Annotated in this window: 24 protein-coding genes and 1 riboswitch; of the genes, 22 read left to right on the forward strand and 2 right to left on the reverse strand. The window is 70.9% G+C overall.

Annotation, left to right across the window (positions count from 1 at the left end; all coding sequences use genetic code 11):
- Positions 1 to 154: 154 nt before the first annotated feature.
- Positions 155 to 1,138: a UDP-glucose 4-epimerase GalE gene (gene galE / locus EOT10_RS03475; protein WP_127826513.1), complete on the reverse strand. Its 984-nt coding sequence runs from the start codon at positions 1,136 to 1,138 to the stop codon at positions 155 to 157.
- A 278-nt stretch (positions 1,139 to 1,416) separates the two neighbouring features.
- Here galE and EOT10_RS03480 point away from each other — a divergent pair, with 278 nt between their 5' ends.
- The 20 genes from EOT10_RS03480 to EOT10_RS41065 all read left to right on the forward strand — a co-directional run bounded on the left by EOT10_RS03480 (position 1,417) and on the right by EOT10_RS41065 (position 22,705).
- A complete protein-coding gene (locus EOT10_RS03480; RefSeq protein ID WP_127826514.1) occupies positions 1,417 to 3,249 on the forward strand; it encodes a DUF5941 domain-containing protein in 1,833 nt (610 codons plus the stop codon).
- Positions 3,246 to 3,998 carry a phosphocholine cytidylyltransferase family protein gene (locus EOT10_RS03485; protein WP_127826515.1) on the forward strand — a complete coding sequence of 251 codons (753 nt, stop codon included), beginning with the start codon at positions 3,246 to 3,248 and terminating at the stop codon, positions 3,996 to 3,998. The genes EOT10_RS03480 and EOT10_RS03485 overlap by 4 nt, the downstream gene beginning before the upstream one ends.
- A complete protein-coding gene (locus EOT10_RS03490) occupies positions 3,986 to 5,050 on the forward strand; it encodes an iron-containing alcohol dehydrogenase family protein (protein ID WP_127826516.1) in 1,065 nt (354 codons plus the stop codon). The genes EOT10_RS03485 and EOT10_RS03490 overlap by 13 nt, the downstream gene beginning before the upstream one ends.
- Entirely contained in the window at positions 5,028 to 5,807 is a 780-nt protein-coding gene (locus EOT10_RS03495; protein WP_127826517.1) for a CDP-alcohol phosphatidyltransferase family protein, read from the forward strand. Before EOT10_RS03490 ends, EOT10_RS03495 begins: the two co-directional genes overlap by 23 nt.
- Positions 5,804 to 6,688: a glycosyltransferase family 2 protein gene (locus EOT10_RS03500; RefSeq protein ID WP_127826518.1), complete on the forward strand. Its 885-nt coding sequence runs from the start codon at positions 5,804 to 5,806 to the stop codon at positions 6,686 to 6,688. Before EOT10_RS03495 ends, EOT10_RS03500 begins: the two co-directional genes overlap by 4 nt.
- A 96-nt stretch (positions 6,689 to 6,784) precedes the next feature.
- A complete protein-coding gene (locus EOT10_RS03505; protein ID WP_127826519.1) occupies positions 6,785 to 7,714 on the forward strand; it encodes an ABC transporter permease in 930 nt (309 codons plus the stop codon).
- A 4-nt stretch (positions 7,715 to 7,718) separates the two neighbouring features.
- The gene (locus tag EOT10_RS03510) at positions 7,719 to 8,495 is read left to right on the forward strand and encodes an ABC transporter ATP-binding protein (RefSeq protein WP_127826748.1); all 777 of its coding nucleotides are present in this window, start codon (positions 7,719 to 7,721) and stop codon (positions 8,493 to 8,495) included.
- Positions 8,496 to 8,928: 433 nt separating this feature from the next.
- Positions 8,929 to 9,831, forward strand: a complete 903-nt coding sequence (hpnC, locus tag EOT10_RS03515; protein WP_127826520.1) for a squalene synthase HpnC — start codon at positions 8,929 to 8,931, stop codon at positions 9,829 to 9,831.
- A complete protein-coding gene (gene hpnD / locus EOT10_RS03520) occupies positions 9,828 to 10,778 on the forward strand; it encodes a presqualene diphosphate synthase HpnD (RefSeq protein WP_189491039.1) in 951 nt (316 codons plus the stop codon). Before hpnC ends, hpnD begins: the two co-directional genes overlap by 4 nt.
- Positions 10,778 to 10,927: a DUF6380 family protein gene (locus tag EOT10_RS43040; RefSeq protein WP_431313249.1), complete on the forward strand. Its 150-nt coding sequence runs from the start codon at positions 10,778 to 10,780 to the stop codon at positions 10,925 to 10,927. The genes hpnD and EOT10_RS43040 overlap by 1 nt, the downstream gene beginning before the upstream one ends.
- An 11-nt stretch (positions 10,928 to 10,938) precedes the next feature.
- Positions 10,939 to 12,336 (forward strand): hydroxysqualene dehydroxylase HpnE, encoded by a 1,398-nt coding sequence (gene hpnE, locus EOT10_RS03525; protein ID WP_127826749.1) that lies wholly within the window; start codon positions 10,939 to 10,941, stop codon positions 12,334 to 12,336.
- Positions 12,333 to 13,463: a polyprenyl synthetase family protein gene (locus EOT10_RS03530; RefSeq protein ID WP_127826522.1), complete on the forward strand. Its 1,131-nt coding sequence runs from the start codon at positions 12,333 to 12,335 to the stop codon at positions 13,461 to 13,463. The genes hpnE and EOT10_RS03530 overlap by 4 nt, the downstream gene beginning before the upstream one ends.
- 135 nt (positions 13,464 to 13,598) lie before the next feature.
- Positions 13,599 to 15,608, forward strand: coding sequence for a squalene--hopene cyclase (gene shc / locus EOT10_RS03535; protein ID WP_127826523.1), 2,010 nt, complete (start codon positions 13,599 to 13,601; stop codon positions 15,606 to 15,608).
- Positions 15,608 to 16,267 carry a phosphorylase family protein gene (locus EOT10_RS03540; protein ID WP_127826524.1) on the forward strand — a complete coding sequence of 220 codons (660 nt, stop codon included), beginning with the start codon at positions 15,608 to 15,610 and terminating at the stop codon, positions 16,265 to 16,267. Before shc ends, EOT10_RS03540 begins: the two co-directional genes overlap by 1 nt.
- A 5-nt stretch (positions 16,268 to 16,272) precedes the next feature.
- Positions 16,273 to 17,295 carry an adenosyl-hopene transferase HpnH gene (gene hpnH, locus EOT10_RS03545; protein ID WP_127826525.1) on the forward strand — a complete coding sequence of 341 codons (1,023 nt, stop codon included), beginning with the start codon at positions 16,273 to 16,275 and terminating at the stop codon, positions 17,293 to 17,295.
- A gap of 5 nt (positions 17,296 to 17,300) precedes the next feature.
- Complete coding sequence (ispG, locus tag EOT10_RS03550; RefSeq protein WP_127826526.1) at positions 17,301 to 18,467, forward strand: flavodoxin-dependent (E)-4-hydroxy-3-methylbut-2-enyl-diphosphate synthase; 1,167 nt, start codon at positions 17,301 to 17,303, stop codon at positions 18,465 to 18,467.
- A gap of 25 nt (positions 18,468 to 18,492) precedes the next feature.
- Positions 18,493 to 20,415, forward strand: coding sequence for a 1-deoxy-D-xylulose-5-phosphate synthase (dxs, locus tag EOT10_RS03555; RefSeq protein ID WP_127826527.1), 1,923 nt, complete (start codon positions 18,493 to 18,495; stop codon positions 20,413 to 20,415).
- Complete coding sequence (locus tag EOT10_RS03560) at positions 20,412 to 21,797, forward strand: aspartate aminotransferase family protein (RefSeq protein WP_127826528.1); 1,386 nt, start codon at positions 20,412 to 20,414, stop codon at positions 21,795 to 21,797. The genes dxs and EOT10_RS03560 overlap by 4 nt, the downstream gene beginning before the upstream one ends.
- Positions 21,798 to 21,875: 78 nt before the next feature.
- Positions 21,876 to 22,538: a helix-turn-helix domain-containing protein gene (locus tag EOT10_RS03565; protein WP_127826529.1), complete on the forward strand. Its 663-nt coding sequence runs from the start codon at positions 21,876 to 21,878 to the stop codon at positions 22,536 to 22,538.
- Positions 22,535 to 22,705: a DUF6126 family protein gene (locus EOT10_RS41065; RefSeq protein WP_189491046.1), complete on the forward strand. Its 171-nt coding sequence runs from the start codon at positions 22,535 to 22,537 to the stop codon at positions 22,703 to 22,705. Before EOT10_RS03565 ends, EOT10_RS41065 begins: the two co-directional genes overlap by 4 nt.
- A gap of 37 nt (positions 22,706 to 22,742) precedes the next feature.
- On the opposite strand, the gene EOT10_RS03570 is transcribed toward EOT10_RS41065, so the two are convergent.
- Positions 22,743 to 23,540, reverse strand: a complete 798-nt coding sequence (locus tag EOT10_RS03570; protein ID WP_127826530.1) for a tyrosine-protein phosphatase — start codon at positions 23,538 to 23,540, stop codon at positions 22,743 to 22,745.
- A gap of 446 nt (positions 23,541 to 23,986) precedes the next feature.
- Positions 23,987 to 24,151: riboswitch (cyclic di-AMP (ydaO/yuaA leader) on the forward strand.
- Positions 24,152 to 24,155: 4 nt separating this feature from the next.
- On the opposite strand from EOT10_RS03570, the gene EOT10_RS03575 reads away from it, so the two are divergent.
- Positions 24,156 to 24,914 (forward strand): M23 family metallopeptidase, encoded by a 759-nt coding sequence (locus tag EOT10_RS03575; protein WP_127826531.1) that lies wholly within the window; start codon positions 24,156 to 24,158, stop codon positions 24,912 to 24,914.
- Between the two features lie 182 nt (positions 24,915 to 25,096).
- Positions 25,097 to 25,888: an SGNH/GDSL hydrolase family protein gene (locus EOT10_RS03580; protein WP_127826532.1), complete on the forward strand. Its 792-nt coding sequence runs from the start codon at positions 25,097 to 25,099 to the stop codon at positions 25,886 to 25,888.
- Positions 25,889 to 26,051: the final 163 nt, after the last annotated feature.

The following is a 26,051-nucleotide window of genomic DNA, read 5'->3' on the forward strand; positions in this document are numbered from 1 at the left end:
GTCCGTTCGTCGGCGCACAGCCCCCGTATGAGGCGCGCCCGCCCCCGCGATCACAGTGAACTACGGGGAGGGGGTATCTGCAAACACTGCACTGAACACCGTTGTCATGTGCCCTGACCTGCGCAAATGGGCGCAGGTCAGAGCGTCGCGAGGGTCACTTGGCGGCGGTCTCGGGGTGCCGCAGACGCCAGCCCGCCCACGCCGACTCGACCATCTCGCGCACCCCGCGCCGCGTCGACCAGCCGAGTTCCTTCGCCGCGAGTTCCGCGGAGGCCACCGCGCGCGGGGAGTCGCCCGGCCGGCGCGGTTCGACGACGGCCGCGCGCGGGTCCCCGGTGATCTCGGAGATCAGGTCGACGAGCTCGCGCACGGAGACGCCCGTGCCGGAGCCGATGTTCACGGTGAGGTCGCCCGTCGCGCCCGGCTCGGTGATCCGCCGCGCGGCCGCGAGGTGGGCCTCGGCGAGATCGGCGACGTGCAGATAGTCACGTATGCAGGTGCCGTCCGGCGTCGGGTAGTCGGTGCCGAAGATCCGGGGGGCCTCGCCGCGGCTCAGCCGGTCGAAGACCATCGGGATCACGTTGTAGACGCCGGTGTCCGCGAGCTCGGGGGAGGCGGCGCCCGCCACGTTGAAGTAGCGCAGGCACACGGTCGCCATGCCGTGCGCGCGGCCCGCCGCCCGCACCAGCCACTCGCCCGCCAGCTTCGTCTCGCCGTAGGGGCTCATCGGCGCGCAGGCCGTGGCCTCCGTGATGAGGTCCACATCCGGGTTGCCGTACACGGCCGCCGACGAGGAGAAGACGAAGCGCCGCACACCGGCCGCGGCGACCGTCTCCAGGAGCACCGCGAGGCCGCCCAGGTTGTCGCGGTAGTAGAGCTCGGGCCGCTCCACGGACTCGCCGACCTGCTTGCGTGCCGCGAGATGCACCACACCGGTCACCGCGTGCTCCGCGCAGACCCGCTTCACCAGCTCGGGGTTCAGGGCCGACCCCCTGACCAGCTCGATCCCCTCCGGCAGCCGCTCGGCCACCCCGGTCGAGACGTCGTCGAGGACGACCAGGTCCTCCCCGGCACCGGCCATCGCCCGCGCCACGTGCGCTCCGATATATCCCGCTCCACCAGTGATCAGCCATGTCATGGTCGACCACCCTAGGGGGCGGGCTCCCCGGGCGAGGCGGGCGAGGCGGGCGAGGCGGGCGCGGTTTGTGGGCCGGGGCCTTGATCGACAATGATGGCCGGGGCGGTCGTGCAGACGCAGACCGCTCTTATCGGGCCGTAAACGGGCGGTGAACGTCCGCTTCTCATCATCCGATAGCCTCTGCCGACGTGCCGCCCGGCCGCTCTCGGCCCGAGGCGCCCCCACCACGCCTGTGCCCCGTCGCGCCGGTGTGCAGGCAATCCAAGGAGTGAGTTCGTCTGTCGACCGCCATCGTCACCGGCCAGCCGGTACCCGGGTCGTCGCTCGAGGGCGATCTGCGGGCACTCGGCTTCGACGTGCGGCTCGCCCCGGACGCAGCGCAGGCGGGGGCGGCGCTCGCCGCGGTCCCGGCCGGGCAGCGGGTCGCGCTCGTCGACGCGGGCTTCGTGGGCCACGTCCACTCCCTGCGCCTCGGCCTGACCGACCCCCGCTTCCCCGCCTCTGCCGTCCCGGGCGCGCTCACCGTGCAGCCCGCGGGCCGCGAGGCGCTGACCGGCGCCCTGCGGGACACCGCCACCGGCCCGTCCGCGGCGGACTCCGCCGCTCCGGCCGGCACGCTGACCGGTGCCCTCGCCGACCGCGTCGCCGAGCGCCTGACCGCCTCCGGCACCGACGTGCACCGGCCCGAGCTCGGTGAGCTCGTCGCCGCCGTGCCCACCGACCCGCAGGCCCGCAACGAGGCCCGGCAGGCAGTCGCCGCCGTCGACGACGAGGCGATCCGGCTGCGTACGGCGGTCAAGGCCCGTGACGGGTTCTTCACGACCTACTGCATCAGCCCGTACTCCCGCTACATCGCCCGCTGGTGCGCCCGGCGCGGTCTCACCCCGAACCAGGTGACGACCGCCTCACTGCTCACCGCGCTGATCGCGGCGGGCTGCGCGGCCACCGGCACCCGCCCCGGCTTCGTCGCCGCCGGCCTGCTGCTCCTCTTCTCCTTCGTCCTCGACTGCACGGACGGGCAGCTCGCCCGCTACTCGCTGCAGTACTCGACGCTCGGCGCCTGGCTCGACGCGACCTTCGACCGGGCCAAGGAGTACGCCTACTACGCGGGCCTCGCGCTCGGCGCCGCCAACGCGAGCGGCGGCCATGACGACGTGTGGGCGCTCGCGCTCGGCGCGATGGTCCTGCAGACCTGCCGCCACGTCGTGGACTTCTCCTTCAATGAGGCGAATCACGACGCGACCGCCAACACCAGCCCCACCGCCGCCCTCTCCGACAAGCTCGACAGCGTCGGGTGGACGGTCTGGGTGCGCCGGATGATAGTTCTGCCGATCGGCGAACGCTGGGCCCTGATCGCGGTGCTCACCGCGCTGACCACGCCGCGCGTCACGTTCATCGTCCTGCTGATCGGCTGCGCCCTCGCGGCGACGTACACCACGGCCGGCCGCGTCCTGCGCTCGCTGACCCGCCGGGCAACCCGCACCGACCGGGCCGCGCAGGCCCTCGCGGACCTCTGCGACAGCGGTCCGCTCACCGACCTCCTGCGGCGCGCGGTCCGCGGTGTGCCTCGTCACACGGCCCCCGCCCTCGCCGCGCTCGGCGCCCTGGTTCTCGTACTCGCCACGGCCCTGTCCGGCTACGGCAGCTGGTGGCCCGTCCTCGGCGCCGGCGTCTACGCGCTGACCTCCGCCGCGGCCGTCGCGCGCCCCCTCAAGGGCCCCCTCGACTGGCTCGTCCCGCCCGTCTTCCGCGCCGCCGAATACGGCACGATCCTGCTGATCGCCGCGAAAGCGGACGTAAACGGAGCGTTGCCGGCAGCTTTCGGACTGGTGGCGGCGGTCGCCTACCATCACTACGACACGGTGTACCGCATCCGCGGTGGCACCGGCGCGCCCCCGCACTGGCTGGTCCGGGCGATCGGCGGGCACGAGGGCAGGACGCTGGTGGTCACGCTGATCGCCGCGCTGCTCACCGACACAGATTTCCCTGTCGCGCTCACGGTCTGTGCCGTGGCCGTGGCACTGCTGGTGCTCGCCGAGAGCATCCGCTTCTGGGTCACCGCCCATAAACGCGGTGCACCCGCCGTACACGATGAAGGAGAACCCGCATGATCGGCCTCGTGCTGGCGGCCGGCGCCGGACGGCGTCTGCGTCCCTACACCGACACCCTGCCCAAGGCCCTCGTGCCGGTGGGGCCCGAGGGTGACGAGGAGAGCATCACGGTCCTGGACCTGACCCTCGGCAACTTCGCCGAGATCGGTCTGACCGAGGTCGCGATCATCGTCGGGTACCGCAAGGAAGCCGTCTACGAGCGCCGTGAGGCGCTGGAGCAGAAGTACGGCCTCAAGATCACCCTGATCGACAACGACAAGGCCGAGGAGTGGAACAACGCCTACTCCCTGTGGTGCGGCCGTGACGCGATCAAGCACTCGGTGATCCTCGCCAACGGCGACACCGTGCACCCCGTCTCCGTCGAGAAGACCCTGCTCGCCGCCCGCGGCGACGGCAAGAAGATCATCCTCGCCCTCGACACGGTGAAGGACCTCGCCGACGAGGAGATGAAGGTCGTCGTCGGCCCCGAGGGCGGCATGACGAAGATCACCAAGCTGATGGACCCGGCCGAGGCGACCGGTGAGTACATCGGCGTCACGCTCATCGAGGGCGAGGCCGCCGACGAGCTCGCCGACGCGCTGCAGACCGTCTTCGAGGCCGACCCGCAGCAGTTCTACGAGCACGGCTACCAGGAGCTCGTGAACCGCGGCTTCCGCATCGACGTCGCCCCCATCGGCGAGGTGAAGTGGGTCGAGATCGACAACCACGACGACCTCGCCAAGGGCAGGAAGATCGCATGCCAGTACTGACCCGGCTCATGCCGAGCCCGGTTGTCGTCGACATCCGGGCCGGCGCGCTGGACGATCTGGCCGCGATTCTCACCGACCAGCGCATCGCCCCCACGGGCAAGCTCGCGTTCGCGATCAGCGGCGGCTCCGGCAAGGCGCTCATGGAGCGCTTCGCGCCGGCCTTCCCCGACGCGGACTGGTTCGACGACGCCGACGGCACGATCGACGGCGCCGTCAAGCTCGCCGACTCGATCAAGAAGGCCGGCCGCTACGACGCGGTGGTCTCGCTCGGCGGCGGCAAGGTCGTCGACTGCGCGAAGTACGCGGCGGCCCGCGTGGGCCTGCCGCTCGTGGCCGTCGCCACGAACCTCGCGCACGACGGTCTGTGCTCGCCGGTCGCCACTCTGGACAACGACGCCGGCCGTGGCTCGTACGGTGTGCCGAACCCGATCGGCGTGGTCATCGACCTGGACGTCATCCGGGATGCCCCCGTCCGGTTCGTCCGGGCCGGCATCGGCGATGTCATCTGCAAGATCTCCGCCGTCGCGGACTGGGAGCTCTCGCACAAGGTCAACGGCGAGCAGGTCGACGGCCTGGCCGCCGCCATGGCCCGCCAGGCGGCCCACGCGGTGCTGCGGCACCCGGGCGGCGTCGGCGACGACGACTTCCTCAGCGTGCTCGCCGAGTCGCTGGTGATGTGCGGTCTCGCGATGTCCGTGGCCGGGGACTCGAGGCCCGCCTCGGGCGCCTGCCACGAGATCTGCCACGCCTTCGACCTGCTCTTCCCCAAGCGCAACGCGCAGCACGGAGAGCAGTGCGGGTTCGGCGGGGCGTTCGCCACGTTCCTGCGCGGTGACCTCGACACCGCCAAGGAGATGGTCGCGACGCTGCGCCGGCACGGCCTTCCGGTCCTCGCGGAGGAGATGGGCTACAGCAACCAGGACCTGGTGGACGCGGTGCTCTTCGCCCCGCAGACCCGCCCCGGCCGCTACACCATCCTCGAACACCTCGACCTCGACGCCGACCAGATCAGGGACGCATACGCGAACTATGCAAAAGCCATCGGTAGCTGAACTCCGGCCGGTCGTTCACCCCGCGGGTGTGAAGGACCGGCGGAGTGGCGAGCACTGGGGCGGGCGGCTCTACATGCGCGAGATCTCGCTGCGTGTCGACCGCCACCTCGTGAACACCAGGGTCAGCCCCAACCAGCTGACCTACCTGATGACCGTGTGCGGTGTCCTCGCGGCCCCCGCACTGCTGGTCCCGGGTGTCTGGGGCGCCGTCCTCGGGGTCGTCGCGGTCCAGCTGTACCTGCTGCTCGACTGCGTCGACGGCGAGATCGCCCGGTGGCGCAAGCAGTACTCGCTCGCCGGGGTCTGGATGGACCGTGTCGGCGCGTACCTGACCGACGCCGCGGTCCTCGTCGGCTTCGGTCTGCGCGCCGCCGACCTGTGGGGCAGCGGCCGGATCGACTGGCTGTGGGCCTTCCTCGGCACGCTCGCCGCGCTCGGCGCCATCCTGATCAAGGCCGAGACGGACCTGGTCGGCGTGGCCCGCCACCAGACCGGCAAGCCCCCGGTCCAAGAGTCCGCGTCCGAGATCCGCGCCTCCGGCATGGCGCTGGCCCGCAAGGCCGCCGCCGCGCTGAAGTTCCACCGCCTCATCCTCGGCATCGAGGCCTCGCTGCTGATCCTGGTCCTCGCGATCGTCGACCAGATCCGGGGCGACCTGTTCTTCACGCGCCTCGGCGTCGCGGTCCTGGCCGGCATCGCGCTGCTCCAGACGGTGCTGCACCTGGTGTCCATCCTCGCTTCGAGCAGGCTCAAGTGAGTACGCCGATGAAGGTCGGCGCGGTGATCATCACCATGGGCAACCGCCCCGAGGAGCTGCGCGCCCTCCTCGACTCCGTCGCCAAGCAGGACGGCGACCGGGTCGAGGTGGTCGTGGTCGGCAACGGCTCCCCGGTCCCCGACGTCCCCGCCGGGGTCCGCACCGTCGAGCTGCCCGAGAACCTGGGCATCCCGGGCGGCCGCAACGTCGGCATCGAGGCCTTCGGGCCCGGGGGATCCGACGTGGACGTGCTGCTCTTCCTCGACGACGACGGACTCCTGCCGAACACCGACACCGCACAGCTGTGCCGCGAGGCCTTCGGGGCGGACCCGGAGCTCGGCATCATCAGCTTCCGGATCGCTGACCCGGAAACCGGTGTCACCCAGCGCCGCCACGTACCCAGGCTGCGCGCGGCCGACCCGATGCGCTCCTCGCGCGTCACGACGTTCCTCGGCGGCGCCAACGCGGTGCGCACCAAGGTCATCGAGCAGGTCGGCGGCCTGCCCGACGAGTTCTTCTACGCCCATGAGGAGACCGACCTCGCGTGGCGTGCCCTCGACGCGGGCTGGCTGATCGACTACCGGGCGGACATGGTCCTGCACCACCCGACCACGGCTCCCTCCCGGCACGCGGTCTACCACCGCATGGTCGCCAGGAACCGGGTCTGGCTCGCGCGACGCAACCTGCCCGCGCTCCTCGTGCCCGTCTACCTCGGCGTCTGGCTGCTCCTCACGCTGGCCCGCCGCCCCTCGGGACCCGCGCTGAAGGCCTGGTTCGGCGGGTTCAGGGAGGGCTGGACAAGCCCGTGCGGACCCCGGCGTCCCATGAAGTGGCGTACGGTGTGGCGCTTGACCCGACTGGGCCGGCCTCCGATCATCTGACAAGCTCGTGTCCGTGAGCATGCGGCCCGTACCCCGGTCCCTGGCTCCTGCCATGCCCGACCAGGCTGCGCACTTTGAAGACGAAAGTTTCCACTAGTGAGTGAGACAACGCATGACGGCGGTGTCGCGGTGACCGCGCGCCCGTCGCCCGATGACGGGCTCTCCCCGGCCGACCTGGCCGCCAAGTACGGTCTGACCGTCAGCGGCGCCAGGCCCGGCCTGTCCGAGTACGTCCGCCAGCTGTGGGGGCGGCGTCACTTCATCCTCGCCTTCTCGCAGGCGAAGCTCACCGCCCAGTACAGCCAGGCCAAGCTCGGCCAGCTCTGGCAGGTGGCGACGCCGCTCCTGAACGCGCTCGTCTACTACTTGATCTTCGGCCTGATCCTGGGTGCCGACCGGGGCATGGGCAAGGAGGTCTACATCCCGTTCCTGGTGACGGGGGTCTTCGTCTTCACGTTCACGCAGTCCTCGGTGATGGCGGGCGTCCGGGCGATCTCCGGCAACCTCGGCCTGGTGCGGGCGCTGCACTTCCCCCGCGCGTCGCTGCCCGTCTCGTTCGCGCTCCAGCAGCTCCAGCAGCTGCTGTTCTCGATGATCGTGCTGCTGCTCGTGGCGGTGGCCTTCGGCAGCTACCCGAGCCTCGCCTGGCTGCTGGTCATCCCGGCCCTGGCGCTGCAGTTCCTCTTCAACGTCGGCCTCGCGCTGATCATGGCGCGAGCCGGGTCCAAGACCCCGGACCTCGCGCAGCTGATGCCGTTCGTCATGCGGACGTGGATGTACGCGTCGGGCGTCATGTTCTCCATCCCGATCATGCTCAAGGGCAAGCCAGGGTGGATCGCGGACGCGCTGCAGTGGAACCCGGCGGCCATCTACATGGACCTGATGCGCTACGCCCTCATCGACGGCTACCCCCGCGAGAACCTGCCGCCGCACGTGTGGGCGGTCGCGCTCGGTTGGGCCGTCCTCGTCGCGGTCGGCGGCTTCGTGTACTTCTGGAAGGCTGAGGAGCGCTACGGCCGTGGCTGACGACATGAACAACGCCTCCGAGGCGCACATCCCCACCGTCATCGCCGACGGCCTGCACATCGTCTACCGCGTCAACGGCGCCAAGACGGGCAAGGGCAGCGCCACCTCCGCCCTGAGCCGCATCGTCAGGCGCGGCGACGAGCGCGGCGTCCGCAAGGTGCACGCCGTCAAGGGCGTCACCTTCACCGCCTACCGCGGCGAGGCGATCGGCCTGATCGGCTCGAACGGGTCGGGCAAGTCGACCCTGCTGCGCGCCATCGCCGGGCTTCTGCCGGCGGAGAGGGGCAAGGTCTACACCGACGGCCAGCCCTCGCTCCTCGGGGTGAACGCGGCGCTGATGAACGACCTGACGGGCGAGCGGAACGTCATACTCGGCGGGCTCGCGATGGGCATGTCCCGCGAGCAGATCCGGGAGCGCTACCAGGAGATCGTCGACTTCTCGGGCATCAACGAGAAGGGCGACTTCATCACGCTCCCGATGCGCACCTACTCCTCCGGCATGGCGGCCCGTCTGCGCTTCTCCATCGCGGCGGCCAAGGACCACGACGTCCTGATGATCGACGAGGCCCTGGCGACCGGCGACCGCAAGTTCCAGAAGCGCTCCGAGGCCCGCATCCGCGAGCTGCGCAAGGAGGCCGGCACGGTCTTCCTGGTCAGCCACAACAACAAGTCGATCCGGGACACCTGCGACCGGGTCCTGTGGCTGGAGCGCGGCGAGCTGCGCATGGACGGTCCGACAGCCGAGGTGCTCAAGGAGTACGAGAAGTTCACGGGTAAGTAGCGGGGGCCCGGGGAGTCCCGGGCAACCCTTCCCACCCGTTCCTGCGTCTCAAGGCCCCGCCGGGCTCTCTTCGGCGGGGCCTTGAGACGCGTGTAGGTGACAATTGATTCGGGCCGGAGGTCAAGCGGAGGTCAACTTCCTTGCCCGCAGGGAATCTTGACGCCGGGCGGCGTGTTGTGGTGATCCGCGGAACACCCCGACGGGGCGGGGTCGGTTGTACGACGTAAGCTGTACCGGTGCCGATTCGCGGCAAAGGGGCGATAATGCGCGACACTCCGACTCAGGGGTTGGTATGTCGCGCGCAAGGCTGGGCGGCGTGTCCGAAATGGGATGTTTTGGGTCAGCAGTGTAGAACGGGAGATGTGACGGCAATGGCTATGGAAACTCTCCAGCTCCACGATGCTTTCGCCGTCCTCGTACCGGGCAGCGCGTGGTGACAGGGCCCTCTGGAGCGCCCGCCGGATCCCCGGCCGGGGCGACACTCGACAAGGCCGCCGACGAGAACTTTCCGGTGGCCCCCTTCTTCCTGCCCCGCGCCTGGCGCGACGACCTCATGGCGATCTACGGCTACGCCCGCCTGGTCGACGACATCGGCGACGGAGACCTCGCTCCGGGCGGCGCGGACGCCCGTCTCCTCGGCGTGTCACCCGAACGGACCGACGACCGCCTCGCGGTTCTCGACGCCTTCGAGGCCGACCTTCACCGCGTGTTCGACTCGACGCCGCACCACCCCCTCCTGCGCGCCCTCCAGCCCACCGTGCGCCGCCGCGGCCTCACCCCCGAACCCTTCCTCGGCCTCATCCAGGCCAACCGCCAGGACCAGCTCGTCACGCGCTACGAGACGTACGACGACCTCCTGGCCTACTGCGAGCTCTCCGCCAACCCGGTCGGCCGCCTCGTCCTCGCGATCACCGGCACCGCGACCCCCGAGCGCATCCGCCTCTCGGACGCCGTCTGTACCGGCCTGCAGATCGTCGAACACCTCCAGGACGTCGGCGAGGACCTGCGCCAGGGCCGCGTCTATCTGCCGGCCGAGGACATGAAACAGTTCCATGTCCAGGAGTCCGATCTCGCCGCACCAACGGCGGGCGCATCGGTGCGCGCCCTGGTCGCGTTCGAGGCCGAACGCGCCCTCGGTCTCCTGAATGAAGGCACCCCCCTCGTGGGTAGCGTCCACGGCAGGCTGAAACTGCTGCTTGCCGGGTTCGTGGCAGGGGGGAAGGCGGCGGTCACCGCGATCGCCGGGGTGTCGTACGACGTACTTCCTGGACCGCCCAAGCCCACCAAGCTCCGGTTGCTGCGCGAGGTGGGAGCGACTCTGCGAGGAGAGGGGTGAGCCGGACCGTGGAGTCAGATCAGCACGTGTCGGCAGCGGTGCTCGCCGCGTACAGCTACTGCGAGACCGTCACCGGACAGCAGGCCCGTAACTTCGCCTACGGCATCAGGCTGCTGCCGACGGCCAAGCGGCGCGCCATGTCGGCGGTGTACGCGTTCTCGCGCCGCGTCGACGACATCGGCGACGGAGCGCTGCCGCCCGGGACCAAGGCCGAGCGGCTGGACGAGACGAGGGCGCTGCTCGCCCGCGTCCGCGACGGCGACGTGGCCGAGGACGACACAGACCCGGTGGGCGTCGCCCTCGCGGACGCCGCGCGCCAGTTCCCGATCCCGCTCGGCGGCCTCGACGAACTCATCGACGGCGTCCTCATGGACCTGCGCGGCGAGACGTACGAGACCTGGGACGACCTCAAGGTCTACTGCCGCTGCGTGGCGGGCGCCATCGGCCGCGTCTCGCTGGGCGTCTTCGGCACCGAACCCGGCGCGCGCGGCGCCGAGCGCGCCTCCGAGTACGCCGACACGCTCGGGCTCGCGCTCCAGCTCACCAACATCCTGCGTGACGTACGGGAGGACGCGGCGGACGGCCGCACCTACCTGCCCGCCGACGACCTCGCCAAGTTCGGCTGCTCGGCGGGGTTCGACGCCCCGACACCGCCGCCGGGCTCCGACTTCGCGGGCCTCGTGCACTTCGAGGTGCGCCGCGCCCGCGCCCTGTTCGCCGAGGGCTACCGGCTCCTGCCGCTGCTCGACCGGCGCAGCGGCGCGTGCGTCGCCGCCATGGCCGGCATCTACCGGCGCCTCCTCGACCGCATCGAACGCGATCCCGAGGCCGTCCTGCGCGGCCGCGTCTCCCTGCCCGGGCGCGAGAAGGCCTACGTCGCCGTGCGCGGCCTGTCCGGCCTCGACACCCGCAGCGTTTCCCGGCAGTCCCTCAGGAGGCGTGCCTGATGAGCATCCCTGACAGAGCGGTCCCCACGGACGGGAGCCGGCGGGCAACCCTCTGCCACGACGCGGCGTCACTGACTTCAGCGGCCTGCCGTGTGCGTTTCAACCATCACGCGCACACCGACGACGCGACCGGAGGGGAGGGCGCATGAGCACCGGGAACATGCGGCCGGAAGGAGCGGGCGCGGACACCGGCGGCTCCGGGCGGCAGAGCGCGGTCGTCGTCGGCGGAGGGCTCGCCGGAACCACCGCCGCCCTCGCGCTCGCCGACGCGGGCCTCGACGTCACCCTGCTCGAAGGACGCCCCCGGCTGGGCGGTCTCGCCTTCTCCTTCAAGCGCGGCGACCTCACCGTCGACAACGGCCAGCACGTGTACCTGCGCTGCTGCACCGCCTACCGCTGGTTCCTCGACCGCATCGACGCCACGGAACTCTCGCCCCTCCAGGACCGCCTCGACGTCCCCGTCCTCGACGCCGACCGGAACCGCCTCGGCCGGCTGCGCCGCACCGCGCTGCCCGTGCCGCTGCACCTCGCCGCGAGCCTCGCCACGTACCCGCATCTCTCGCTCGCCGAGCGCGCCAAGGTGGGGCGTGCCGCACTGGCCCTCAAGGGGCTCGACCCGGCCGACCCGGCCCTGGACGACCGGGACTTCGGCAGCTGGCTGGCCGAGCACGGCCAGTCACCGCGTGCCGTCGATGCCCTGTGGGACCTCGTGGGCGTCGCCACCCTGAACGCCGTCGCCGGAGAGTCCTCGCTGGGGCTCGCCGCCATGGTGTTCAAGACCGGGCTGCTGTCCGAACCGGGCGCGGCCGACATCGGCTGGGCGCGCGTCCCCCTCGGTGAACTCCACGACACCTTCGCCCGCAAGGCGCTCGACTCCGCGGGCGTACGCACCGAACTCCGTGCACGCGTCACCTCCATCTCCCCTACGGAGAACGGACGTTGGAGCGTGGAGGTTCCCGGGGAGCGGATCGTGGCCGACGCGGTCGTCCTCGCCGTACCCCAGCGCGAGACGTACGACCTGCTGCCCGACGGCGCCCTCGACGACGCCGAACGGCTGCTCGCCATCGGGACCGCCCCGATCCTCAACCTGCACGTCGTCTACGACCGCAAGGTCCTCAAGCGGCCCTTCTTCACGGCCCTCGGCTCGCCGGTGCAGTGGGTCTTCGACCGGACCGACGCCTCGGGTCTCACCGAGGGACAGTACCTCGCGGTGTCCCAGTCGGCCGCGCAGGACGAGATCGACGAGCCCGTCGCCGTACTGCGTGAGCGCTACCTGCCGGAGTTCGAGCGGCTGCTGCCCGCCGCCCGGGGCGCGAAGGTCCTCGACTTCTTCGTCACCCGGGAGCGCACGGCGACCTTCGCTCCGGCCCCCGGCGTCGGCGCCCTGCGGCCCACGGCCCGCACCAACGCCCCCGGCCTGTACCTGGCCGGCGCGTGGACCGCCACCGGGTGGCCCGCGACCATGGAAAGCGCGGTACGCAGCGGTGTCAGCGCCGCCGACGCCGCACTTGCCGCACTCGACCGCCCACGCGGTCATCTGTTCCGGGAGGCGGCATGAAGCTCGATCTCCAGGGGGCGGACCATCCGGCCCCCGGCGACGCAACAAAAGGAGACCCTGTGCCCGCTGTGCCCTCGGCCCAACCGGCCGCCGACGCGGTGGACGTGACCGCGCTGCTCGAGCGCGGCCGGACCCTGGCCACCCCGGTGCTGCGGGCCGCCGTGGACCGCCTCGCACCCCCGATGGACACCGTCGCCGCCTATCACTTCGGCTGGATCGACGCCCAGGGCAACCCCGCCGACGGTGACGGCGGCAAGGCCGTACGGCCCGCGCTCGCCGTCCTGTCCGCCCAGGTCCCGGGCGCGGCACCCGAGGTGGGCGTGCCCGGCGCGGTCGCCGTCGAGCTGGTGCACAACTTCTCGCTGCTGCACGACGACCTGATGGACGGCGACGAACAGCGCCGTCACCGGGACACCGTGTGGAAGGTGCACGGCCCGGCGCAGGCCATCCTCGTCGGCGACGCCCTCTTCGCCCTCGCCAACGAGGTGCTGCTCGAACTCGGCACCGTCGAGGCAGGCCGCGCCACGCGCCGCCTGACCGCCGCCTCGCGCGCCCTCATCGACGGCCAGGCGCAGGACATCAGCTACGAGCACCGCGAGCGGGTCACCGTCGAGGAGTGCCTGGAGATGGAGGGCAACAAGACCGGCGCCCTCCTCGCCTGCGCCTCCTCCATCGGCGCCGTGCTCGGCGGCGTCGACGACCGGACCGCGGACCAGCTGGAGAAGTACGGCTACCACCTCGGTCTCGCCTTCCAGGCCGTCGACGACCTGCTCGGCATCTGGGGCGACCCGGAGGCCACCGGCAAGCAGACCTGGAGCGATCTGCGCCAGCGCAAGAAGTCCCTGCCCGTCGTCGCCGCGCTCGCCGCGGGCGGCCCCGCGTCCGAGCGGCTGGGCGAACTCCTCGCCGCCGACGCCAAGAGCAACGACTTCGACAGCTTCTCCGAAGAGGAGTTCGCGGCCCGCGCCGCCCTCATCGAGGAGGCGGGCGGCCGCGACTGGACCGCCGAGGAGGCGCGCCGGCAGTACGCCGTCGCCATCGAGGCCCTGGACTCCGTCCAGATGCCGGACCACGTGCGGGCGCAGTTCGTCGCGCTCGCGGACTTCGTCGTCGTACGAAAGAGATGATCATTATCGCCGGTATATGCGCCTCTTCTGGGGGGTGACCCCCAGACCCCCAGCGCAGTCGCCGGCCGGTGTCCATCCAGGGCATCGGCCGACGGCGGACCCAGCAGAGATCGAGCACTGCACGAAGGGGAAGCCATGACAGCGACGACCGACGGAAGCAGCGGAGCGGCAGCTCCCGGCGCGACCTCGGCCACCACTGCCCAATTGACCGACACGAGCCCCGGGGCGGCCGGGACGCACGACGCCGCCACCCGCGCCGTCCAGCGCGCCACGGACTTCCTGCTCGCCCGGCAGGACGCCCAGGGCTGGTGGAAGGGCGACCTCGACACGAACGTCACGATGGACGCCGAGGATCTGCTGCTGCGCCAGTTCCTGGGGATCCGCGACGAGGCGACCACCCGCGCCGCCGGGCTCTTCATCCGCGGCGAACAGCGCGACGACGGCGCCTGGGCCACGTTCCACGGCGGCCCGGGCGAACTCTCCACCACCATCGAGGCGTACGTCGCCCTGCGCCTCGCCGGGGACGCCCCCGACGAGCCGCACATGGCGAAGGCCTCCGCCTGGATCCGGGAGCGGGGCGGCATCGCGGCGGCCCGCGTGTTCACCCGTATCTGGCTGGCCCTGTTCGGCTGGTGGAAGTGGGACGACCTGCCCGAACTCCCGCCGGAGCTCATCTACTTCCCGAGGTGGATGCCGCTCAACATCTACGACTTCGGCTGCTGGGCCCGGCAGACCATCGTGCCTCTCACGGTCGTCTCCGCGAAGCGCCCGGTGCGGCCCGCGCCCTTCCCGCTCGACGAGCTCCACACCGACGCGAGGAACCCGAACCCCGCCAAGCCGCTTGCCCCGGTGGCGAGTTGGGACGGGGCCTTCGAGCGGCTCGACAAGGCGATGCACCTGTACCGCAAGGTCGCGCCCCGCAGGCTGCGCAGGGCGGCCATGAACACCGCCGCCCGCTGGATCATCGAACGTCAGGAGAAGGACGGCTGCTGGGGCGGCATCCAGCCCCCGGCCGTGTACTCCGTCATCGCCCTCCATCTGCTCGGATACGACCTCGAACACCCGGTGATGAAGGCGGGGTTGGAGTCGCTCGACCGGTTCGCCGTGTGGCGGGAGGACGGGGCCCGGATGATCGAGGCCTGCCAGTCTCCCGTGTGGGACACCTGTCTCGCGGTCATCGCCCTCGCCGACGCGGGGCTGCCCGCCGACCACCCGGGGCTCGTCAAGGCCGCCGAGTGGATGCTCCGGGAGCAGATCGACCGGCCCGGCGACTGGTCCGTCCGAAGGCCCCAACTCGCCTCGGGCGGCTGGGCGTTCGAGTTCCACAACGACAACTACCCCGACATCGACGACACCGCAGAGGTCGTCCTCGCTCTGCGCCGCGTCCGTCACCCGGACATCGCGCGCATGGAGAAGGCCATCGAGCGGGGCGTGCGCTGGAACCTCGGCATGCAGTCGAAGAACGGCGCCTGGGCCGCGTTCGACGTCGACAACACCAGCCCGTTCCCGAACCGGCTGCCGTTCTGCGACTTCGGCGAGGTCATCGACCCCCCGTCCGCCGACGTCACCGGGCACGTGGTGGAGATGCTCGCCGTCGAGGGCCTGTCGCACGACCCGCGCACCCGGCGCGGCATCGAGTGGCTGCTCGCCGAACAGGAGCCGAACGGCGCCTGGTTCGGCCGCTGGGGCGTCAACTACATCTACGGCACCGGGTCGGTGCTGCCCGCCCTGACCGCCGCAGGGCTTGCCCCCTCGCACCCGGCGATCCGCCGGGCCGTCGCCTGGCTCGAATCCGTCCAGAACGACGACGGCGGCTGGGGCGAGGACCTGCGCTCCTACCGCTACGAGGACTGGAAGGGCCACGGCGCCTCCACCGCCTCGCAGACCGGCTGGGCGCTGATGGCGCTCCTGTCGGCGGGGGAGCGGGACTCAAAGGCCGTCGAGCGCGGCGTCGCCTGGCTGGCCGGGACACAGCTCGCGGACGGTACCTGGGACGAGCCGTACTTCACCGGCACCGGCTTCCCCTGGGACTTCTCCATCAACTACCACCTCTACCGCCACGTCTTCCCGCTCACCGCACTGGGCCGGTACGTCCAAGGGGAGCCGTTCTCCGACCGGGCGTCCCTGCCGGGCAAGGGGAGCTGATGGCCGAAACCCCGGCGGCCCCGCGCCCGCCGGAGCCCGTCCCGCTGCTGGTCGCCTGCGCGCTCGGCATCGAGCACCTCGCCCTGCGCACCGGCGTCCGCACGGGGGCACCGGCCCCCGTGACCGTGCTGCGGACGGGCATGGGCCCCAAGGCGGCCGAGCGGTCCGTGGTCCGGGTCCTCGAAGGGCCCGAGCTGCTCGACGCGGCGGTCGTCGCGACCGGCTTCTGCGCCGGCCTCGCCCCCGGGATGCACCCCGGGGACCTGGTCGTCGCCGAGGAGACCCGCGACCCGTACGGCTCCACGCCGTGCACCGGCACGGAACTCCTCGTGAAGGAGCTGGTCAGGGCGGTGCCGGGCCGGACCGTGCACACCGGTCCGCTGACCGGCTCCGACCATGTCGTCCGCGGTCACGAGCGCGGTGACCTGCTCGCGACCGGCGCGATCGCGGTGGACATGGAGTCCGCCGCCACGCTGCGCGCGGCCACCGCGCGGGGCCCGCGTCCGGTTGCGGCCGTACGGGTGGTCGTGGACGCTCCAGAACATGAACTCGTCCGAATCAGCACGGTGCGCGGTGGAATATCTGCTTTCCGTGTTCTTCGTGCCGTACTTCCCGCATTTTTCGAATGGCACCGTTCTTTGCTGCTCCCCCGGAGGTGAGCCAGATGGCCATGCCGCTTCGTCAGTCCATCAAGGTAGCGACGTACCTCTTTGAACAGAAGCTCCGCAAGCGTGAGAAGTTCCCGCTCATCGTCGAACTGGAGCCGCTGTACGCCTGCAACCTCAAGTGCGAGGGCTGCGGGAAGATCCAGCACCCGGCAGGGGTGCTCAAGCAGCGGATGCCCGTGGCGCAGGCCGTGGGCGCCGTCCTGGAGTCCGGCGCGCCGATGGTGTCCATCGCCGGCGGCGAGCCCCTGATGCACCCCCAGATCGACGAGATCGTGCGCCAGCTGGTGGCGAGGAAGAAGTACGTCTTCCTCTGCACGAACGCGCTGCTGCTGCGCAAGAAGATGGACAAGTTCACGCCCTCGCCGTACTTCGCCTTCACGGTGCACATCGACGGGATGCGCGAGCGCCACGACGAGTCGGTCGCCAAGGAAGGCGTCTTCGACGAGGCGGTGGAGGCGATCAAGGAGGCCAAGAAGCGGGGCTTCCGGGTCACCACGAACTCGACCTTCTTCAACACGGACACCCCGCAGAACATCATCGAGGTCCTGAACTACCTCAACGACGACCTCGAGGTCGACGAGATGATGCTGTCGCCCGCCTACGCCTACGAGAAGGCGCCCGACCAGGAGCACTTCCTGGGCGTCGAGCAGACCCGCGAGCTCTTCAAGAAGGCCTTCGCGGGCGGGAACCGGCGGCGCTGGCGCCTCAACCACTCCCCGCTGTTCCTCGACTTCCTCGAGGGCAAGATCGACTTCCCGTGCACCGCGTGGGCGATCCCGAACTACTCGCTCTTCGGCTGGCAGAAGCCCTGCTACCTGATGGCGGACGGGTACGTCACCACGTACAAGGACCTCATCGAGAAGACCGACTGGGACGCCTATGGGCGCGGCAAGGACGAGCGCTGCAACAACTGCATGGCGCACTGCGGTTACGAGCCGACGGCCGTCCTCGCCACGATGGGCTCGCTGAAGGAGTCCCTCCGCGCCGCTCGCGAGACCGTCTCCGGGAATCGGGGCTGACGGCCATGGCCTCCGGAGAGCCCGTCTCACTGGGGCTCCCTTCGCTTCCGGTCCGACCGATCGCCGACCGCAGGACGAGTCGGCTGATCCACGTCGGGCCGGTGGCCGTGGGGGGCGGAGCGCCGGTGTCCGTGCAGTCGATGACGACGACGCGGACCTCGGACGTAGGGGCCACGCTGCAGCAGATCGCCGAGCTCACGGCGTCCGGCTGCCAGATCGTCCGGGTGGCGTGTCCGACGCAGGACGACGCCGACGCGCTCGCCGTCATCGCGAAGAAGTCGCAGATCCCCGTGATCGCGGACATCCACTTCCAGCCGAAGTACGTGTTCGCGGCCATCGACGCGGGATGTGCGGCGGTCCGTGTGAACCCGGGCAACATCAAGCAGTTCGACGACAAGGTCAAGGAGATCGCGCGCGCCGCGAAGGACGCGGGCACCCCGATCCGTATCGGCGTGAACGCGGGCTCGCTCGACGCGCGGCTCCTGAAGAAGTACGGGAGGGCGACGCCCGAGGCGCTCGTCGAGTCGGCGCTGTGGGAGGCGTCCCTCTTCGAGGAGCACGGCTTCGGCGACATCAAGATCTCGGTCAAGCACAACGACCCGGTCGTGATGGTGAACGCGTACCGGCAGCTCGCCGCCGCCTGTGACTATCCGCTGCACCTGGGGGTGACGGAGGCGGGGCCGGCGTTCCAGGGCACCGTCAAGTCGGCTGTCGCCTTCGGGGCGTTGCTCAGCGAGGGGATCGGCGACACCATCCGGGTCTCGCTGTCCGCGCCGCCCGTCGAGGAGGTCAAGGTCGGCACCCAGATCCTGGAGTCGCTCGGCCTGCGGCAGCGGCGCCTGGAGATCGTGTCGTGCCCGTCCTGCGGGCGGGCGCAGGTCGACGTCTACAAGCTGGCCGACGAGGTCACCGCGGGGCTCGACGGCATGGAGGTGCCGCTACGGGTCGCCGTCATGGGATGTGTGGTCAACGGGCCCGGAGAGGCGCGCGAGGCGGATCTCGGCGTCGCGTCGGGCAACGGCAAGGGCCAGATCTTCGTCAAGGGCGAGGTCATCAAGACCGTCCCCGAGTCGAAGATCGTCGAGACCCTCATCGAAGAGGCGATGAAGATCGCCGAGCAGATGGAGAAGGACGGCGTGGCCTCAGGGGCGCCGGACGTCACCGTGAGCTGAGAACAACCGGAGAGGGGGCCCGAGCGTGACAATCTTGGAGAGTATCCGGGGGCCGCGCGACCTGAAGGCGCTGAGCGAGGAACAGCTCGCCGAACTGGCGGCGGAGATCAGGGAGTTCCTGATCCACGCGGTCGCGAGGACCGGCGGACACCTGGGACCCAACCTGGGGGTGGTGGAGCTCTCCATCGCCCTGCACCGGGTCTTCGAGTCGCCGGTCGACCGCATCCTGTGGGACACCGGCCACCAGAGCTACGTACACAAGATGTTGACGGGACGTCAGGACTTCTCGAAGCTGCGCGGCAAGGGCGGCCTGTCCGGCTATCCCTCGCGCGAGGAGTCCGAGCACGACGTCATCGAGAACAGCCACGCGTCCACCGCGCTCGGCTGGGCCGACGGTCTCGCCAAGGCCCGGCAGGTCCTGGGGGAGCGGGGCCACGTCGTCGCCGTCATCGGCGACGGGGCACTCACCGGCGGCATGGCGTGGGAGGCGCTCAACAACATCGCCGCCGCCAAGGACCGCCCCCTGATCATCGTCGTCAACGACAACGAACGGTCGTACGCGCCCACCATCGGCGGCCTCGCCAACCACCTGGCCACCCTGCGCACCACCGACAGCTACGAGAAGGTCCTCGCCTGGGGCAAGGACGTCCTCCTGCGCACCCCCGTCGTCGGCCACACGGTGTACGAGTCCCTGCACGGCGCCAAGAAGGGCTTCAAGGACGCCTTCGCGCCGCAGGGCATGTTCGAGGACCTCGGGCTCAAGTACGTCGGGCCCATCGACGGGCACGACCTCGGCGCGGTCCAGTCGGCGCTGCGCCGCGCGAAACGGTTCCACGGCCCGGTGCTCGTGCACTGCCTCACGGAGAAGGGCCGCGGCTACGAGCCCGCCCTCGCGGACGAGGCCGACCGGTTCCACAGCGTCGGCGTGATGGACCCGCTCACCTGCGAGCCGCTCGCGCCGTCCAACGGCCCTTCCTGGACCTCGGTGTTCGGCGACGAGATCGTCCGGATCGGGCGGGAGCGGGAGGACGTCGTCGCGATCACCGCGGCGATGCTGGACCCCGTCGGACTCACCAGGTTCGCCGAGGAGTTCCCGCAGCGGGTGTGGGACGTGGGGATCGCCGAGCAGCACGCGGCGGTCTCGGCGGCCGGACTCGCCACGGGCGGCCTCCACCCCGTGGTCGCCGTCTACGCCACGTTCCTCAACCGTGCCTTCGACCAGCTCCTCATGGACGTCGCGCTGCACAAGTGCGGGGTGACCTTCGTCCTCGACCGGGCGGGCGTGACCGGCGTCGACGGCGCCTCCCACAACGGCATGTGGGACATGTCCGTGCTCCAGGTCGTGCCGGGCCTGCGCATCGCCGCACCGCGCGACGCCGAGCAACTGCGGCTGCAGCTGCGGGAAGCGGTGACGGTGGACGACGCGCCGACCGTGCTGCGCTTCCCGAAGGAGTCGGCCGGACCCGAGATCCCGGCGGTCGACCGGATCGGCGGCCTCGACGTACTGCGCCGCGCCGACGCCGCCGATGACGCGGACGTCCTCCTCGTCTCCGTCGGCGTGATGGCGCCGGTCTGCCTCCAGGTAGCCGAACTCCTGGAGGCGCGCGGCATCTACTGCACCGTCGTGGACCCCCGTTGGGTCAAGCCCGTCGACCCGGACCTCGCGCCGCTCGCCGCGCGGCACCGCCTGGTCGCCGTCGTCGAGGACAACAGCCGGGCGGCCGGCGTCGGAGCCGCCGTGGCGCTGGCTCTCGGCGAGGCCGAAGTCGACGTGCCCGTACGGCGGTTCGGGATCCCCGAGCAGTTCCTCGCGCACGCCAAGCGCGGCGAGGTGCTCGCCGACATCGGACTCACGCCCGTCGAGATCGCCGGGCGGATCGGTTCCAGCATGGCCCTGAAGGCCGAGACCGCGGCCGTTGTGGCCGCCAGGGAGAGCGACGACGTATGAGCAAGGACTTCGATCTCGGCAGGCTCCTGGCCGAGCGAGGCGCCGAGCGCTACGAGCTGCACGCGAAGTACCTGAACCACCAGCTCCCGCGCATGCTGCACACCATCGGCTTCGACAAGGTCTACGAACGCGCCGAAGGGGCGTACTTCTGGGACGAGGACGGCAACGACTACCTGGACATGCTCGCCGGGTTCGGTGTGATGGGACTCGGCCGGCACCACCCCGTCGTCCGCAAGGCCCTGCACGACGTCCTCGACGCCTCGCTCGCCGACCTCACCCGCTTCGACTGCCAGCCGCTGCCCGGCCTCCTCGCCGAGAAGCTGCTCACGCACAGCCCGCACCTGGACCGGGTCTTCTTCGGCAACAGCGGCACCGAAGCGGTCGAGACGGCGCTGAAGTTCGCCCGGTACGCGACGGGCAGGACCAGGATCCTGTACTGCGGGCACGCCTTCCACGGCCTGACCACCGGATCCCTGTCCGTGAACGGCGAGTCCGGGTTCCGGGACGGCTTCGCTCCGCTCCTGCCGGACACGGCGGTGCCGCTCGGCGACCTCGACGCCCTGCGGGCCGAACTCGCGAAGGGTGACGTGGCCGCGCTGATCGTCGAGCCGATCCAGGGCAAGGGCGTCCACGCGGCGCCGCCCGGCTATCTGCGTGCCGCCCAGGAACTGCTGCACCGCCACAAGGCGCTGCTCATCGCGGACGAGGTGCAGACCGGCCTCGGCCGGACCGGCGACTTCTACGCCTACCAGCACGAGGACGGCGTCGAACCCGACCTCGTGTGCGTGGCGAAGGCGCTCTCCGGCGGCTATGTGCCCGTCGGCGCGACGCTCGGCAAGGACTGGATCTTCAAGAAGGTCTACTCGTCCATGGACCGGGTCCTCGTGCACTCGGCCAGCTTCGGCTCGAACGCGCAGGCCATGGCCGCGGGGCTGGCCGTCCTGTCCGTGATGGAGGACGAGCAGGTCGTCGCGAACGCCCGGGCGACCGGCGAGCTCCTGAAGTCCCGCCTCGCCGCCCTGGTCGACCGCTACGAGCTGCTGAGCGACGTGCGTGGCCGTGGCCTGATGATCGGCATCGAGTTCGGGCGGCCGAGCTCGCTGAAGCTGCGCAGCCGCTGGACGATGCTGCAGGCCGCGCGCAAGGGGCTCTTCGCGCAGATGGTCGTCGTACCGCTGCTCCAGAAGCACCGGATCCTCACCCAGGTCTCCGGCGACCATCTGGAGGTCATCAAGCTCATCCCGCCGCTGACCATCGGGGAGCGCGAGGTGGACCGCTTCGTCGAGGCGTTCACCGCCGTCATGGACGACGCGCACTCGGGCGGCGGGCTGATGTGGGACTTCGGCAAGACGCTCGTGAAGCAGGCGGTCGCCAACCGCTGAGTTCTTTAAACAAGGTGAGACTTTGCCTCTGGGGCAAGAAATTTGCCCCAGAGGTACGGCTCTGGCTCAATCGACGGTATGAGCCCCGCACTGCCGGAGCCGGCTCCGGCCTCCACCGAGCCCGGCCCGGAACCCGTCGAGCTGCCCGCCGTCGCGCCACAGCTGCGTGACCTGCGCCGCCGCGCCGCCCTCACTCTGGAGGCCGCCGCCCGTGCCGCCGGGCTCTCGCCCGCCCATCTCTCCCGCCTGGAGACGGGGCGCCGTCAGCCCTCGCTCCCGATGCTGCTCGCCCTCGCCCGCACCTACGGTACGACGGTCTCCGAGCTCCTGGGCGAGACGCCCGCCGACCGGGACGCGGTCGTGCGCTCCGGCGACATGGAGGCCACCGAGGCGGGCGGCTGGATCTACCGGCAGGCGGGTTCCCCCGGGCGCGGCATGCAGGCGTTGCGCGTGCACGTGCCGTACGGCGCCCAGGGCGACATCGTGCGGGTCCACCCCGGTGAGGAGTGGCTGTACGTCCTCGAAGGGCGGCTGCGGCTGCGGCTCGGGGACACCGCGTACGCCCTCGAACCGGGGGACAGCGCGCACTTCGACTCGCTGACCCCGCACCGGATCGCCGCCGCCGACCACGGCGGCGCCGAGCTCCTCTTCGTACACACCCTGCTGCAGAGCCCGTCCGCCGCGCTGTGTCTCGGCCCGGCGGCGGGCGGCGGCGAACCGGCCAAGGGAGGACCGCGATGAGCGCGGAGACCGACGACGTGACCGAGCCCGGGCGGCCCGCCCGCCGTGACCTGGAGGAGAAGCTGCCGCGCGGCATCTGGGTGCGCCTGCTCGTCTACGTCTTCGCCGGGCACATCGTCGCGGGCTTCCTCTACCTGCTGTTCACGCTGGGGGCGTCGCACGGGTGACGCCGTATTCCCCGGCAGCTCAGTATTCCCCGGCAGCTCAGTCGAGGAGGTGCTCGCGCAGCCGCTCACGCTCGGCCGGGGTCAGCCCGAGGCCCTCGGTCAGGTAGCGGTCGGTGGAGCCCCAGGTCTCCTCGACCGTCTCGAAGGCGGCCGCCAGATAGCTGGCGCGGGCGTCGAACAGGGGGCTGAGGAGTTCCATGACCTCGGGCGACATCGCGTCCTCCGAGGCGCTGGAGCGGTGCACCTTGTAGCGGCGGTGCGCGGCGTTCGACTCCAGGTAGTCCGCCTCGATGGCGTCGCGCTCGACACCCAGGGCCAGCAGGGTGACCGCTATCGAGAGGCCCGCGCGGTCCTTGCCCGCCGCACAGTGCATGAGCGCGGGCACGCTGTCCTCGGCCATGGCGTGCAGGACGTGGCTGTGCTCGGCCGTCCGCTCCTTGATGATCGTCCGGTACGAGGTGATCATGCGGTCCGCGGCCTGGCCCTCGGACAGGGCGGCGCGCAGCTCGTCGATCTCGCCGTCGCGGACCATCTTCCAGAACTCGGAGCCGTCCGCCGGGTCGGTCAGCGGCAGGTTCACGTTCCGCACGCCGGGCAGCGTGACGTCGGGGCCTTCGAGGCGCTGGTCGGCGGCGTTGCGGAAGTCGAAGATCGTGTGCAGCCCGAGCGAGGCGAGGAACGCGGCGTCCTCCTGCGTGGCGTGCGCGAGGTGACCGCTGCGGAACAGCACGCCCTGCTTGACCCGACGGCCGTCCACGGTCGGGAGGCCGCCCACATCGCGGAAGTTGCGCACTCCGGCCAACTCGGGCTCGGTGGACGGGACCTGCTGCGTCACGGGGGCTCCTCCCGGTCGGCCGCGGCGCTGTTCGCCTGCGGGCTTCGTCGACGATACGACATGGATTCCAGGGGCAACCATCTGTGACGGGGCGGGACGGGACGGCGAAGACGGAGTGGCAGTTGCATGCGTAATGACCGAAATAAGCCAGTAAGGCGCTAGATAGGATATCTGCCCCAAGTCGCCATGAAATGTGGGGACATGCTGGTCGATAGGTGACCAGCTTCATAGCCGTGACCGTGCGTGGCGGAGGGGCCGAGCGGATTTCCCGCAGGTATCGCAGTTGCAAAGATCGTAAATCCACGGAGCGTGACGGCCTCGCCCGGAAAGGATCAACAAAGGATCAAGGAAGGGGCTGTTCAGCGGGTTTGGCGCCTTGTTCTGGCGCTCCCCGCTCGCTTACGTTCGCCGCAATCCGGACGGAACGCCTAATCCTGCCGCCGACCGGAATCCGAACACCGATCCGTGCCGGCAGGAGTGGGGGACCCAGGTGGTACGCCGTTTCCGGGAAACCGGTCGCGGCTCGGGGTGAAGCCGTGCCCGAAAGGGGCGCGGCCGGGCATCTCCAGCCCGAACCCGACAGCTCACCTCGCAGGCGACGGAGAGGAATCCCCCATGCCCGCGAAGGGTAAGCACCGCCGTCCGAAGTCCCTGGGCCTCGCCCGCTCGATCGCCATCGTCGGCGCCGGCGGTGCCGTGCTCGCACTGCCGCTGATCGGTGCCGCCGGCGCCCACGCCGCGACTCCTGCGGCCGCCTCCGCCACGGTCAAGACCTACTCCGTGAAGGCCGGGGACACCCTGGCGAAGATCGCGAGGGACCAGCACCTCGGCGGCGGCTGGCAGAAGCTCTACTCCGACAACCGCTCGGTCATCGGCGCCGACCCGTCGGCCCTCAAGCCCGGCCTGAAGCTGACGCTCGGCGCGCAGGCCGCCGCGCCCAAGACCGCCACGAAGGCCGCGGCCTCCACCGGTTACGGGCTGCCCGTGCAGGGCGCCGCCATCGGCACCGCCTACAAGACCCCGGGCGCCATGTGGTCCAGCGGCTACCACACGGGCGTCGACTTCGTCGTCCCGTCGGGCACCCCGATCAAGGCCATCGCCGCGGGCACCGTCGTCTCCGCCGGCCTCGACGGCGCGTACGGCAACGAGGTCGTCATCCAGCACGCCGACGGCAAGTACTCGCAGTACGCCCACATGACGTCCCTGTCCGTCTCCGCCGGGCAGACCGTGACCGGGGGCCAGCAGATAGGCCTCTCCGGCGCGACCGGCAACGTCACCGGACCGCACCTGCACTTCGAGATCCGCACCACCCCGTACTACGGCTCGGACGTGGACCCGGTCGCGTACCTCAAGCAGCACGGCGTCTCCGTCTGACCCCGGCGGCGTGACATGAAGGGGCGGGTCCGGTTCCGGGCCCGCCCCTTCGGCGTGCCACCCCCCCCGTAGCCCTGCCGTATTCCTGGAATACCGAAACTGACCAGGTGGTCTATATCACCGCCCGTCAACCCCTCCCTACGGTCGCGTAGGTCACATCGCAGGGTGAAGGATGTGTGGTCGTGGCAAACGAATCGAGATCACTCAGCGGCGGCACGATTCGGTCCTACGCGGCGGTGGGGGACAGCTTCACCGAAGGCGTCGGGGACCCCGGTCCCGACGGCACCTTCGTGGGCTGGGCCGACCGTCTCGCCGTCCTCCTGGACGACCGGACCCCCGAGCACACCTTCCGGTACGCGAACCTCGCCGTGCGTGGCAAACTCCTCGACCAGATCGTGGAGGACCAGCTCCCGCGCGCCCTGGAGCTCGCCCCCGACCTGGTGACCTTCGCCGCCGGCGGCAACGACATCATCCGGCCCGGCACCGACCCCGACGACGTCGCGGAACGCTTCGAGAAGGCCGTGGCCAAGCTGACCTCCGCCGTCGGCACCGTCATGGTCACCACCGGCTTCGACACCCGCGACGTCCCGGTCCTCAAGCATCTCCGCGGCAAGATCGCGACGTACAACGGACATGTGCGCGCCGTCGCCGACCGCTACGGGTGCCCGGTGCTCGACCTGTGGTCCCTCAAGACGGTCCAGGACCGCCGCGCCTGGGACGACGACCGGCTGCACCTCTCGCCCGAGGGGCACACGCGGGTCGCGCTGCGGGCGGGGCTGGCGCTCGGCGTCGAGGTGCCGGCCGACCCGGACCAGCCGTGGCCGCCGCAGCCGCCGCGCGGCACGCTCGAGGTGCGGCGCGACGACATCCACTGGGCGCGCGAGTTCCTGGTGCCGTGGATCGGCCGACGGCTGCGGGGAGAGTCGTCGGGGGACCACGTGGCGGCGAAGCGGCCCGACCTGCTGCCGCTCTGACGTTGCGCGCGGCGCCGGTGGCCGGGTGCGCCGGTGGCCGGGTGTGTCGGTGCCGCGTGAGGCGTTTGCCGGGTGTGCCGGTGCCGGGTGCGCCGGTCTGCCGGGTGTGTCGGTGCCGCGTGAGGCGTCTGCCGGGTGTGCTGGTGCCGCGTGACACGTCTGC

The sequence above is a fragment of the Streptomyces antnestii genome (assembly GCF_004005495.1).
Classification (GTDB): Bacteria; Actinomycetota; Actinomycetes; order Streptomycetales; family Streptomycetaceae; genus Streptomyces; species Streptomyces antnestii.